Source organism: Rhizobiaceae bacterium (genome assembly GCA_023953845.1).
Classification (GTDB): domain Bacteria; phylum Pseudomonadota; class Alphaproteobacteria; order Rhizobiales; family Rhizobiaceae; genus Arvimicrobium.
Genome location: JAMLJC010000001.1, coordinates 3,560,808 through 3,573,859, shown reverse-complemented (window position 1 = coordinate 3,573,859; position 13,052 = coordinate 3,560,808). Strand labels below are relative to the sequence as shown.

Genomic DNA, 13,052 nt, shown 5'->3' with positions numbered 1-13,052 from the left:
ACCGCTACCGCTTCGCGGGCAGCAGCCGGTCGAAATGTTGCCGCACCGTCTGCGACGTTTCCTTGAGATGCGCTTCCAGCACGCCAAAGTCCGGCAGGTCGGTCACGCCGAGCAGCAGGTCCGCCAACCCCGGCGGCACGTCGTCGCGCTCGAAGGCGCCGGTGAGGCACAGCCTTATCATCTGCGTCAGCGCCAGATAGAGCGAATACGCATCGGCGAGTTCGCCGCGGACCTGCTCTGACGCGAAATCAGGAGCCAGATGGCGCAGCAATCCGAGGGTCGATGTGGTGTGAGCATCGGCGTCCACCCGCCCGGTCAGCCGCGCCACCTGCGCGATGAATTCGAGGTCGATGAGCCCGCCGGGGATGAGCTTTATGTCCCACAGATCGTGCGGCGGCTTTTCCGTCTCGATCAGCTGGCGCATCTCCGCAGCCTCGGCGGCGATCTTGCCGAAGTCGCGCGGCCGGGCCATCACCCCGGCGATCTCTGCCTCGATCTCGGCGGCAAGCGACGCGTCTCCGGCGACCGGCCGCGCGCGCGTCAGCGCCATGTGCTCCCACGTCCAGGCTTCCTCGCGCTGGTATTTGCGGAACGCGTCGACATGAGTTGCAACCGGCCCCTTGTTGCCGGATGGCCTCAGCCGCAGGTCGAGTTCGTAGAGCACGCCTTCCGCGGTGGGGGCGGAAACCGCGGCGATCAGGCGCTGCGTGAGCCGCGAATAGTAATGCGAAGGGGCCAGCTGCTTCTCGCCGTCCGATTCCTCGGCGCGCTGGTCGTGATCGTAGAGCAGGATAAGGTCCACATCCGAACCGGCGGTCAGTTCGCGGCTGCCGAGCTTGCCCATGCCGAGCACCGACACCCGCCCACCCTGCACGCGCCCATGGCGGACGGCGAACTCATCACAGACAGCGTCGAGCGCCGCCCCGATGGTCAGGTCGGCGAGATCGGAGAACGCCTTGCCGGCGCGTTGCGGATCGATGGCGCCCGCGAGGAGCCGCACACCGATCAGGAATTTCTGCTCCGAGGCGAAGATTCTGAGACGGTCGAGAACTTCCTCGTAGGCGACGATGCCGCCGAGGAAGGTTTCCAGGCGCTCGGCGAGATAGGCGCGGTTCGGCAGTTCGGAGAGCAGCGACGGGTCGAGCAGCCCGTCGAACACATGCGGGCGGCGCGTGATGATCTGCGCCAGACGCGGCGCCGCGCTCATGATGGTGGCAAGCAGTTGCAGCAACGCCGGATTGGACTGCAACAGTGAGAAAAGCTGGATGCCGGCTGGAAGACCGGCAAGAAACTCGTCGAAGCGGATCAGCGCTTCGTCCGCGCGCCGGGTGCCGCCGAAGGCCTTGAGCAGGGCCGGCGTGAGTTCGGTCAGGCGCTCGCGCGCTTCGGCGGACTGCGTCGCGCGATAGCGGCCGAAATGCCAGGTGCGGATGACGCGGCAGATGTCGCTCGGCCGCTCGAAGCCCAGATTATGCAGCGTCTCCAGCGTGTCGGGATCGTCGACGTCGCCGGTGAAGACCAGATTGCCGATGCCGGACGACAGTTCCGGCGCGGTCTCGAACAGTGCGGCATAGTGCTTTTCGACCGCGTGCAGGGAAGCGCGGAAGTCAGCGGAGAAGCCGGCCGCGTCGGCGTAGCCGAGCAGGCGCGCCACGCGTTCCAGTTCTTCCTCGTCGTCCGGCAACGTATGCGTCTGCTCGTCGGCGATCATCTGCAGCGCGTGTTCGACACGGCGCAGGAACCAGTATTGCCGGGTCAGCACGTCGCGCGCGTCTGCTGTGATCCAGTTATGCTCCGCAAGCTCCCCGAGCATCGCCACGGTCTCACGGCCGCGCAGCTCCGGGAAGCGACCGCCGGCGATAAGCTGCTGCGTCTGCACGAAGAACTCGATCTCGCGGATGCCGCCGCGCCCGAGTTTTACGTTGTGGCCAAGCACCGCGATCTCGCCATGGCCTTTGTGCGCATGAATCTGGCGCTTGATCGAATGGACGTCGGCGATGGCCGCATAGTCCAGATACTTGCGCCAGACATAGGGTTGCAGTTCCTTCAGAAACCCCTCGCCCGCCTTCAGGTCGCCCGCGATCGCGCGCGCCTTGATCATCGCCGCGCGCTCCCAGTTCTGGCCCCGGCTCTCATAGTAATGCAGCGCCGCCAGTACGGGGATGGCGAGCGGCGTCGAGCCGGGATCGGGCCGCAGCCTGAGATCCGTGCGGAAGACGTAGCCGTGCTCTGTGCGATCCTGGAGGATGCGCAGGAGACGCCGCGTCAGCCGCGCGAACATGTCGCCGGCATCGCAGGGATCGAGAATTGCCGGCGCTTCGGGATCGAAGAAGACGATCAGGTCGATGTCGGAGGAGAAGTTGAGCTCCCGCGCGCCGAGCTTGCCCATGCCGAGCACGATGAAGCCGGAATCCTTCGCGGGATTGGCGGGATCGGGAAGCTTCAGCTTGCCCTGCTCATGCGCGTCCCGCAGCAGGAAATCGATTGCCGCCTTGACGGAAGCATCGGCCAGCCGGCTTAGCCGCGCGACGGTCTCGGACACATCCGCCTCGCCGGCCAGGTCGTCGAGCGCGATGAGGAAATGCGCCTCGCCCTTCAACAGGCGCAGGTTCTTCATCAGGCCGCTCTCGGTTGCGTCGTCGCCATGGGGCAGCTCCGCGATGGCCGCCTCTATCTCGGCCAGCCGCTTCGCCACGGACGTGTCGAACAGGCGTTCCAGCGCCTCCGGCTGACGGCGGGCGGTATCGCGCATGAATTCGGACAGGTCGAACACGCTGCCGAGGAACGCCGCATCGCCGCTTCCCGAGGCGCAGAGTTCCGACAGGCGGGCCAGCCCGTTTTCTTCCGTCAATTCGCCGAATTCGGCGAGCGCGTTCCGGGCATCGGCGGGGTCGAGCGGCGTGAGCGGGCGTGGCGATCCGGCAAACCACGGAGACCCCCCCTTCGCCTCGCGGCCCGCTTTCGTCATCCGCTTTCCCTCCCCGGAAAACTCATGATCACGGTCAATCCGGGATTCGCAGGGGTCAGGTCAAGCTTGCCGCCGTGAAATTTCATCACCGCCTTGGCGAGACTGAGCCCGAGGCCGGAGCCCGGTTGCGACCGGCTTTTCTCCAGCCGCACGAACCGTTCCGTCACGAGTTTCCGGTCGGATTCATCGGGAATGCCCGGTCCGTTGTCGCTCACGGAGAGGCGAACCTCGCCGGCCGTCTTTTCGAGATGAATGCGGACTTCCGGCTTCGCGCCATCGGCGGAAGCGTATTTGATGGCGTTGTCGACGATGTTGGAAAGCGCCTGGGCGACAAGCTCGCGATTGCCCTCGATCGTGACGCCGTCATCCACGGCGACTTCGATCCTCCCGCCGGCCTCTTCCGCCAGCGGCTCGTACAATTCGGCAACATCGCGCACCGTCGCCGACAGATCGATCGAGGTGGTCTGTTCGGACGAATAGCCGGCCTCCAGCCGCGAGATCATCAGGATCGCGTTGAACGTCTTGATGAGCTGGTCGGACTCCCGGATGGTCTGTTCGAGCGCGGCCCGGTACTCCTCCGGCGTCGCATTGGCGCTGATCGCGCCTTCCGCGCGGTTGCGCAGGCGGGTCAGCGGCGTCTTCAGATCATGGGCGATGTTGTCGGAGACCTGACGCAGGCCGTCGTTCAGGCTGGCGATCTTGGCCAGCATGGCGTTCAGGTTCTCCGACAGCCGGTCGAACTCGTCGCCCGCGCCGGTTACGGGGAGACGGCCGTTGAGGTCGCCGCCCATGATGCGGCGACCGGCGCGCGAAATGTTGTCGATGCGGATGAGCGCCCGGCGTCCGACGAGGAACCAGATGAGGATGCCGCCCAGACCCATCATGCCCAGCGCGATCATCAACGACTGCCGCACCACGTCCCGGAAGCGCTGCGGCTCGCCCAGATCGCGGCCGACAAGAATAATCATCTGGTTGGGCAATCTCAGCACCAGCGCGATCGCATCGTGGCTGGCGCGCGGATCGATCCTGGCCTCCGGGAAAGTGGCGTTCTCCTGCGCCTGGCTGCGCTCGCCGCTCTCACCGTACCGCTCATAGCGAAACGGCACCTCGGTCCAGCCTTCCGTCTCGAGGATGCCCGGCTGAAGGCTTTCGACGTTTCCGGCGAGGATGCGGCCGTTGGCGTCCGCGATCAGATAGAGGTTGGCGCCGGGCTGGCGCGAGCGCTGGCCGATCATCCGCACCAGCAGAGGCAGGCCGCCGCGCTGGTAGGCGCGGCCGAGATCGCTTGCTTCCTCGTTGATGGTCTCCATCGTCTGCGCCGTCAGCATGCGCGCCGACAGCGACGTCATGTAGAAGACGAGCACGACCGCGCAGACCGCGAAAAGGAGGAGATAAAGCGCGGAAAGCCGGGACGCCGTCGTTCGCAGGATGGGCGGGAGCGCGGTCGCCATGTCTACCGGGCAAAATCCGCGAAGCGCGTCACTGGCCGGCCTTCAGCATGTAGCCCGCGCCGCGGATGGTATGCAGCACGGGACCTTCGAAGCCCTTTTCGATCTTGCCGCGCAGCCGCGAGATATGAACGTCGATGACGTTGGTCTGGGGGTCGAAGTGATAGTCCCAGACATTTTCGAGAAGCATGGTGCGGGTCACGACCTGCCCGGCATGGCGCATCAGATATTCGAGCAGGCGGAACTCGCGCGGCTGCAGCACGATCTCCTTGCCGGCGCGGCGCACCGTATGGGACAGCCGGTCGAGTTCGAGGTCGCCGCTGCGGTAGACGGTCTCGGCATCCCGCGCCCCGCCGCGGCGGTTGAGCACTTCTATGCGCGCCAGAAGCTCCGAGAACGCGTAGGGCTTGGTGAGATAGTCGTCGCCGCCGGCCCGCAGGCCCGTCACGCGGTCGTCGACCTCCCCCAGCGCCGAAAGGATGAGCACCGGCGCCCGGTTGCCGCGCGCCCTGAGTTCGGTGATGACGGAGAGGCCGTCGCGTCGCGGCAGCATGCGATCCACGATCAGCACGTCGTAGTCGCCGCTCTCGGCCATGACGAGACCTGTCTCGCCATCGGAAGCGACATGCGCATTGTGCCCCGATTCGTCGAGCGCCTTGCGCAGATAGTCCGCAGCCTCGCGGTCGTCCTCGATCACAAGAATCTTCATTGCGTCGTTATACGACAATTCCCGATGCGGTGCGGCACGCATGTTCATGGCGGCATCCTGTGTGGGTGCGGCAGCGGCTGTTTGGGAGGCCGCTGCCGCAAGGCCGGAGTGGAACTGACAAACGCTCCGGCCTCGGCCCCGCCTTTCCTCTCCGCGATCCGGGGGGTGTCGGATCGCGGAGAGCGCGGCCGGGTATCAGCCCTGCGCCAGGGGCAGCGCGACGAAGCGGTTGTTGCTGTCGCGGGTGATCTGGAAGAGGACCGCCTTGCGGCCCGCCTTGGAGGCCTCGGCGAGCGCCTTCTCGATATCCTGCGTGCCGTTCACCTCCATCGAGTTGATGGAGGTGATGACGTCGCCGGCCTGGATGCCGCGATCGGCGGCATCGCTGCCCGGATCGACATCCGTCACGACCAGACCCTTGCCGTCCTCGGCGCGCGTGACAGTCAGGCCCATGTCCTCCAGCGTACCTGGCTCGACCGGGCCGGGCTGGCTGGCGGAAGCCTGCTTGTCGCCGCTGGGCAGTTCACCGAGCGTAAGGCTCAGCGTTTCCGACTTGCCGCCGCGCCACAGCACGACGTCGATCGCCTTGCCCGGCTGCATCGCACCGATCAGGCGGGCGAGTTCCTTCGGCGAGGTCACTTCCTTGCCATCGACCGAAGTGATGACGTCGCCCGCCTTGATGCCGGCCTTCTTGCCCGGACCATCGTCCTGTGCGTTGGACACCAGCGCGCCCTTCGTGCCTTCGAGGCCGATGGAATCGGCGATGTCCTGCGTCACCGGCTGAATCTCGACGCCGAGCCAGCCGCGCGACACGGTGCCGTCCTTCATCAGATCGTTGACGACTTCCTGCGCCGTCGACGCCGGAATGGCGAAGGCGATGCCGACATTGCCCCCGGATGGCGAGAAGATCGCGGTGTTGATGCCGACGACCTCGCCATTGAGGTTGAAGGCGGGACCGCCGGAATTGCCGCGGTTGACCGCGGCATCGATCTGGATGAAGTCGTCATAGGGCCCGGCGCCGATGTCGCGGCCGCGCGCCGAGACGATACCCGCCGTCACCGTGCCGCCGAGGCCGAACGGGTTGCCGACGGCCACGACCCAGTCGCCGACGCGCACCGTGGCGTCATCAGCAAAGGCGACGTAGGTGAACTTCTGGTCCCCGTCGACTTTCAGGACTGCGAGATCGGTGCGTGGATCGGTACCGACGAGCTTCGCGTCAAGTTCCTTGCCGTCATCGGTGACCACGGTGAAGGCCGTGCCGTTCTCGACGACATGGTTGTTGGTGACGAGGTAGCCGTCCTCGGAGATGAAGAAGCCGGAGCCTTGCGACGTCACGCGCCGGTCGTGGTCGCGGTCACGGCGGCCGAAGCGCGGCGCCTTGCGATCCTGATCGTTGCGATCGCCGCGGAATTCACGGAAAAAGCGATAGAGCGGATGGTCACGCGGCAGGTTTTCGAGGCCGTCGCCCCCGAACATCTGGGCGCTGTCGTCCGAGGCCGGCTCGATCCTGGACTTGACCCGGACGCTGACGACGGCCGGGGAAACCTTTTCGACGACATTGGCGAAGCCGGGAGCCTGAGGCGCTTCGACGCGGACAGCCTCGGCCAGAACCGGCGCGGTGCCGGTGACGGCGGCGCCCAGACCGATCGAGCCGGCGATGGCCACCGATGCGACCGCCGCGAGCAACCGGGCCCGGGTGCGCGAAGGGATATTGGAGGGAGTTTTCATCTTCTTGGTCCTCTAGAAAGAGATGCGCGGGGGGCCGCATCCTTGGACCGAGAAATAGGAAACGGCACATTACCGCGCCATTTCCGCAAAATGAAACTTTTGTAATGTCGCGCGGCACTATCTAGGATACGCCAGCCGCCCAGGCGCCCTTCGACCGTCAGCCCTCGGACTTGCCGAGAAGCCGTTCCACGGCCTCGGCTTCCTCTGCCGAAAGGCGTGTTTCGTGCCGCTGCCTCCGCCGCGTATTGAGCAGGATGAAAATCCCGCCCGCGAGCAGGAGCACGACCGGCGTGCCCCACAGAAACGCGTTGCGCAGGCTGAATCGCGGCTTGAGAAGCACGAATTCGCCGTAGCGCGCGACCACATAGCCGATCACCTGCTCGTCCGTGTCGCCGGCCTCTATCCGTTCGCGCACGAGCAAGCGCAGGTCGCGCGCCAGCTCGGCGTTCGAATCGTCTATCGACTGGTTCTGGCAGACCATGCAGCGCAGTTCATGCGACAGATTGCGCGCACGCGCCTCCAGCGCCGGGTCCGACAGCACCTCGTCGGGCAGCACCGCGAAGGCCGGCGCAGACAGCGCCACAAACATCGACAGCGCCAGAGCGAAGCGACGCATCAGGCCGCCCCGCCCTGCACTGCCGGTTTCGCGGCGCGACGTTTCGCAGGAGCGCCGACACGCAGGCGGCGGTCGAACAGCGAGACGCCGGCGCCAGCCATCATCACCAGCCCGCCGATCCAGATCAGCGTCACCATCGGCTTCCACCAGACGCGCGCGACGATGCCGCCGGACGTCGTTTGGTCGCCCAGCGAAACATAGAGCTGGCTGAAGCCCATCGTGCGAATGCCGGCCTCTGTCGTCGGCATGCGGCGTGCGGGATAGAAGCGCTTCGCCGATACGACAGTGCCGATGTCGGCGCCGCCGCTGCTCATGATCCGGAACGTGCCCTGCTCCTCGTCGTAGTTGGCGCCCTTGAAGGGGCCGAGGCCTTCATAGACCAGTCTGTAGCCGGCGATCTCGATCGCTTCGCCGGGCTTTATCTCCACGATCCGCTCCTGCTGGAAAGCCAGCGTGCCGACGATGCCCAGCAATGTCAGCCCAAGCCCGAGATGCGCCGCAGCCGTGCCGAACATCGACATGGGCAGGCCGGCGAGACGCCGCAGAGCCGTGCCGGCCGCGGCCGAACCGAAGCCTGCCTTGATCCAAAGGTCGGTGAGCGCGCCGAGGATCAGCCACGCCGCGAGCCCGCAGGCGAGCGCGGCGAACACCGAAGCGCCGTCGACGAACAGATAGACGACGAGCACGATCGCCAGCGCCCCGGCAAAGGCCGCCATCAGGCGTTGCGAGACGGCGAGAAGATCGCCGCGCTTCCAGGCCAGCAGCGGTCCGAACGGCACGGCGCAAAGCAGCGGCGCCATCAGCGGCCCGAAGGTCAGGTTGAAGAACGGTTCGCCGACCGAAATCTTGTCGCCGCCGACCGCCTCGATCACCAGCGGGTAGAGCGTCCCGACCAGCACGGTCGCCGTCGCCGTGGTCAGGAAGAGGTTGTTGAGCACCAGCGCGCCTTCCCGCGACACCGGATGGAACAGGCCTCCCGCCGTCAGCGTCGAGGCGCGGAACGCGAACAGCGCCAGCGAGCCGCCTATGAACAGGACGAGGATGCAAAGAATGAAGATGCCGCGCCCGGGATCGGTTGCGAAGGCGTGGACGGAGGTCAGCACGCCGGAGCGGACGAGGAACGTGCCGAGCAGCGACAGGGAGAAGGTCAGGATCGCCAGTAGCAGCGTCCATATCTTCAGCGCCGCGCGCTTTTCCATGACGATCGCCGAGTGCAGCAGCGCGGTGCCGGCGAGCCACGGCATGAAGGAGGCGTTTTCCACCGGGTCCCAGAACCAGAACCCGCCCCAGCCGAGCTCGTAGTACGCCCAGTAGGAGCCCATGGTGATGCCGCCGGTCAGAAAGAGCCAGGCGGCGAGCGTCCACGGCCGCACCCACCGTGCCCATGCCGCGTCGATGCGGCCCTCGATGAGCGCCGCCACGGCGAAGGCGAAGCAGATGGAGAAGCCGACATAGCCGAGATAAAGCAGCGGCGGATGCACCGCGAGACCGATATCCTGCAGGATCGGGTTCAGGTCCTGACCTTCGATCGGCGCCGGATCGAGCCGCGTGAAGGGATTGGAGGTGGTGAGTATGAAGAGCAGGAAGGCCGTACCGACCCAGCCCTGCACGGCGATGACATTGGCGCGCAACGTCGCAGGGAGATTGCCGCCGAACAGCGCGACAAGCATGCCGAACAGGGTGAGGATCAACACCCAGAGGAGCATCGAGCCTTCATGGTTCCCCCAGGCGCCCGTGATCTTGTAGAGCATGGGCTTCAACGAATGGGAGTTCTCCCAGACATTGAGGACCGAGAAGTCGGACTGCGCGTAGGCATTGACCAAAATCGCGAAGGCGAGCGCGGTGAAGGCAAAGCTCGCGACCGCCGCCGGCTGGGCCACGGCCATCAGGCGCGCGTCTCCGTTGCGCGCGCCGACCGCCGGCACGACCGACTGCACCAGCGTGATCGCCAGCGCCAGAACCAGGGAAAAATGTCCGATCTCGACCATGCTCAGTTGGGCTGCCAGACGCCCTTCTCCTTCAGGCTCTCGGCCACCTCTCGCGGCATATAGCTCTCATCGTGCTTGGCCAGCACGCTGTCGGCGCGGAAAACTCCGTCCGGCTCGAACGTGCCTTCCGTAATGACGCCCTGTTCCTCGCGGAAGAGATCGGGAAGAATGCCGGTATAGGCGACCTCCACCGACTTCTCGCCGTCGGTCACGGCGAAGGACACCTCGGTTCCCTGCCCGCGCACGATGGTGCCCTTCTCGACGAGGCCGCCGAGACGAATGCGTTGCCCGGGTTCGATCGACGCGGTCGTCAGGTCGGCCGGCATATAGAAGTAGGACGCCTTTTGCCCGAGCGCGAACAGCGTCAGGCCCGTCGCCATTCCCAGAAAGGCGAGCGCGCCGAAGATCACCGACAGCCGTTTCTGTTTGCGCGTCATCGTCATTATTCCGTCACCGTCACGCCGAGAGAAGACGCGAACGCCGTCAGATCGTTCGCCGCGTCCGGCTTCGTCAGCGCCTTCCTGCCGCGCGCAAGGGCGTCGCGCGCAGCATCCTGATTGCCCAGTACGACATAGGAGCGCACCAGACGCTTCCATCCTTCCGGATCGTCCGGATTCGCCCGCAGTTTTTCGTCGAGCGAGGCCACCATCGCCTCGATCATGGCGTTGCGGTCCTCGTTCGACATGCCTTCGGCCGCCGTTATATCCTCCTGAGACGGAGCCGGAGCGCTTGCAACCGATTTGCGTTGTTCGGCCAGCGCGATTGCCTGTCGGGACGCTTCCCGCCACTCGGAATTGTCTGGCAGGCCGGCAGCCAGTTCCGTCCATCCGGCGATGGCTTCGTCCAGGCGGCCTTCCTGTGCCGCCGCAATGTTCAGATAGAAGCGCGCCTTCGCAAAGCCCGGCTCCAGCGCCAGCGCCTTCTCGAATGCGGCGTGGGCCTCCGCCGTCACGGTGCCTCCGGCGACATCGCTCAGCGCCACGCCGAGGCCCGCATGGCGTTCGGGACTGTCGCCGAGAAGCCGGATCGCGTTTCGGTATGCGAACACGGCCTCGTTGGCGCGGCCGAGCCTTTGATAGACCGGCGCCAGCGCATCCCAGCCGCGACCGTCGCCGGGGCTTTTGCGAAGCGCCCGCTCGGCGCGCGCCACCAGCTCGTCAGGAGTGCTTTGCGACGGCGCCTTTTCGAGACGGGCTTCGAGCGGCTGCGACGGCAGGTCGGGCGAGCCGAGCAGCCCGTAGACGCCCCAGCTGACCAGCGGGATCGCCAGCACGGCCAGGCCGCCCACCAGCGCCGAAGCGCGGCGCGCAGCAGGCTGCGCCACGCCGCCAGTCCCGGCGAGCCGGAGGATGCGTTTTCCGATTTCCGCCTTCGCCTGCTCGGCCTCCGTCCTGTCGATCAGGTTTCGCTGGATGTCGCGATCCACTTCCGCCAGTTGATCGCGATAGACTTCGAGGTCGTTGTCGGCGGTGGACCGGACCGTCACGCGCTCACGGCTGAGCGGCACGAGCACGACGAGGCTCGCGGCGAGCGTCAACAGTGCTGCGACGATCCAGAAAAGCATGAGGTCTAAATAACCGCCGTTGGTCCCAGTGCCAATTGGCCACCAATGCGACGATTTGACGACGCCGACCTGCGCCAGATCAATCGGATTCCGCGGTCAGGGTCAGGACCTGCTCATTTGACCCTACGTCAGCGGGGTCCAACTGCCGTCGGCGTTGCGGCAGGCGCTTCCGCGCGCGGTTCGCGGCTGGCCGCCTGCATAGATTGTGTGGGTGTACTGGCGGCAGTCCTGAGATCCGACCCGATAGGGCTGACCGCCGGTGACTTCGCCGTAGACGTCCGCCCGTGCGCCCTTCCAGGACACCGGACGGCCGCTCGGCGTGTACTCGAGAGCGCGATACTCCGCCTCGAGCGCCGCGGCGCGGTCACGTTCGCTGAGGCCAGCGCCGATCTTGCCGCCGACCAGCCCGCCGTTCATCGCGGCGATGATGGCGGCTGCGACCTTGCCGCTGTTGCCGGTTCCCGACCCGCCGGTGCGGGGGATCGAGGGCGTACCGATGCCGGTCGTCGTGCACCCGGAAAGCGCGACCGCGCCGGCAATCAAAAGAGCTTTCAATTTCATCGTCTTCACCGGCATTTGAACGCCACGTGATGGCGAGCGTTCCCGGTATCTATGCCGGGATTCGCTGCAAATGCCATACCGTTGTCAGGTGACCGCGGCAAGTTCGACCGTCACCCGCAGCCCGCCAAGGTCGGAGCGGTCGAGGCCGAGCGTGCCGCCATATTCCTTGACCAGATCGGAAACGATGGCGAGACCGAGGCCGGTTCCGGGTTTGGTCTCGTCCAGCCGTGCTCCGCGCCGGAGCACCTCCCGCGCCTTTTCCTCCGGTATGCCGGGGCCGTCGTCCTCTATACGGAGCTGGAAGGTTTTTTGTTCCTCGCCGTCTGTCGGGGCGACGACCGAAAGGCGCGCCTGCGACTTCCCCCATTTCGAGGCGTTTTCGAGCAGATTGCCGACGATTTCCTCCAGATCCGCCTTTTCGCCGCCGAACAGCACATCGCGCCGGGGTTTGACGAAGACGACCTTGATATCCGGTTTCAATTTCTGGAAAACGCGCACTATGGGCGTCAATGTCTCGACCACAGGCGTCCGGTAGACGACGCTCTCTCGCTGCGCGGCGATGCGCGCCCGCTGTAGATAATGCTCCACCTGCTGCTGCATCGCCGTCGCCTGATCGGCCAGCAGCCGCCCCTTGTCGCCGCCGATCGTGCGCGATTCGTTGAGCAGCACGGCCAGCGGCGTCTTCAGCGAATGCGCGAGGTTGCCCACCTGCGTGCGGGAGCGCTCGACGATGCGGCGGTTGTTGTCGATCAGCGCGTTGGTCTCATTGGCCAGCGGCTCGATTTCGGCCGGGAACGAACCCGTCAGCCGCTTGGCCGTCCCTTCGCGCACCTGCGCCAGTGCGGCGCTCACCCTGCGCAGCGGTTGCAGGCCGACAAGGATAGCCAGCGCGTTGATCGCGATCATGCCGAAACCGAAGATCGCCAGATAGAGGAAAAGCCGCCGCTCGAAGCCGGCGATCTCGTCCTCCAGTTCCGTGCGGTTGCCCATCACCCGGAAGCGCGCCACACGGTTGGCGTTGTCGAGAACGAACTCGCTTTCGAAGACTTCCAGCCTCTCGCCGTCGATGCCGTCCGTGATGTAGTTGCGCTGGAAGCTCGGATTGAACGGCACGTCGGTCGCGCTCGGCGAGGGTATCGACCCCGTCATGGAGGATGAGCGCAGCGAGCCTTTCAGTTCGCCCGACACAGGTTCGACCGACCAGTACCAGCCGGACTGGGGCTCCGAGAACCGCAAATCGCCGAGATCGGGACTGCCGGTGAGGAAACCGGCCTCCGACACGCCGACCGAACCGATCAGGTTGAACAGGTGCGCCGAGAGCACGCTGTCGAACCCGCGCTCGCTCGATTGCCGGTAGAGCGTGGTTATCACCGTCGAGATGACGATCAGCGCCAGCACCGCCCAGGCGGTGGAGAAGGCGATGACGCGCAGGGTGAGCGAGCGCAGCCGAAAGTTCATCGAAGGACCCGG

At 65.9% G+C, this 13,052-nt stretch carries 10 protein-coding genes; all 10 read right to left on the bottom strand.

Annotated elements, in window-relative coordinates:
• Window positions 1-4: 4 nt before the first annotated feature.
• Window positions 5-2,968 (bottom strand): bifunctional [glutamine synthetase] adenylyltransferase/[glutamine synthetase]-adenylyl-L-tyrosine phosphorylase, encoded by a 2,964-nt coding sequence (locus M9955_17610; GenBank protein MCO5083459.1) that lies wholly within the window; start codon window positions 2,966-2,968, stop codon window positions 5-7.
• Window positions 2,965-4,419: a HAMP domain-containing histidine kinase gene (locus M9955_17605; protein MCO5083458.1), complete on the bottom strand. Its 1,455-nt coding sequence runs from the start codon at window positions 4,417-4,419 to the stop codon at window positions 2,965-2,967. Before M9955_17605 ends, M9955_17610 begins: the two co-directional genes overlap by 4 nt.
• A 28-nt stretch (window positions 4,420-4,447) precedes the next feature.
• Window positions 4,448-5,125: a response regulator transcription factor gene (locus tag M9955_17600; protein MCO5083457.1), complete on the bottom strand. Its 678-nt coding sequence runs from the start codon at window positions 5,123-5,125 to the stop codon at window positions 4,448-4,450.
• 195 nt (window positions 5,126-5,320) lie between these two features.
• The gene (locus M9955_17595; GenBank protein ID MCO5083456.1) at window positions 5,321-6,853 is read right to left on the bottom strand and encodes a Do family serine endopeptidase; all 1,533 of its coding nucleotides are present in this window, start codon (window positions 6,851-6,853) and stop codon (window positions 5,321-5,323) included.
• A gap of 157 nt (window positions 6,854-7,010) precedes the next feature.
• Entirely contained in the window at window positions 7,011-7,469 is a 459-nt protein-coding gene (locus M9955_17590) for a cytochrome c-type biogenesis protein CcmH (GenBank protein ID MCO5083455.1), read from the bottom strand.
• On the bottom strand, window positions 7,469-9,457 hold the full coding sequence (locus M9955_17585; protein ID MCO5083454.1) for a heme lyase CcmF/NrfE family subunit: 1,989 nt from the start codon (window positions 9,455-9,457) through the stop codon (window positions 7,469-7,471). The genes M9955_17590 and M9955_17585 overlap by 1 nt, the downstream gene beginning before the upstream one ends.
• Before the next feature lie 2 nt (window positions 9,458-9,459).
• Window positions 9,460-9,894, bottom strand: coding sequence for a cytochrome c maturation protein CcmE (ccmE, locus tag M9955_17580; protein MCO5083453.1), 435 nt, complete (start codon window positions 9,892-9,894; stop codon window positions 9,460-9,462).
• Between the two features lie 5 nt (window positions 9,895-9,899).
• Window positions 9,900-11,021: a c-type cytochrome biogenesis protein CcmI gene (gene ccmI / locus M9955_17575; GenBank protein MCO5083452.1), complete on the bottom strand. Its 1,122-nt coding sequence runs from the start codon at window positions 11,019-11,021 to the stop codon at window positions 9,900-9,902.
• A gap of 123 nt (window positions 11,022-11,144) precedes the next feature.
• The gene (locus tag M9955_17570; GenBank protein ID MCO5083451.1) at window positions 11,145-11,582 is read right to left on the bottom strand and encodes a hypothetical protein; all 438 of its coding nucleotides are present in this window, start codon (window positions 11,580-11,582) and stop codon (window positions 11,145-11,147) included.
• 84 nt (window positions 11,583-11,666) lie between these two features.
• Window positions 11,667-13,040, bottom strand: a complete 1,374-nt coding sequence (locus tag M9955_17565) for an ATP-binding protein (GenBank protein MCO5083450.1) — start codon at window positions 13,038-13,040, stop codon at window positions 11,667-11,669.
• Window positions 13,041-13,052 lie beyond the last annotated feature (12 nt).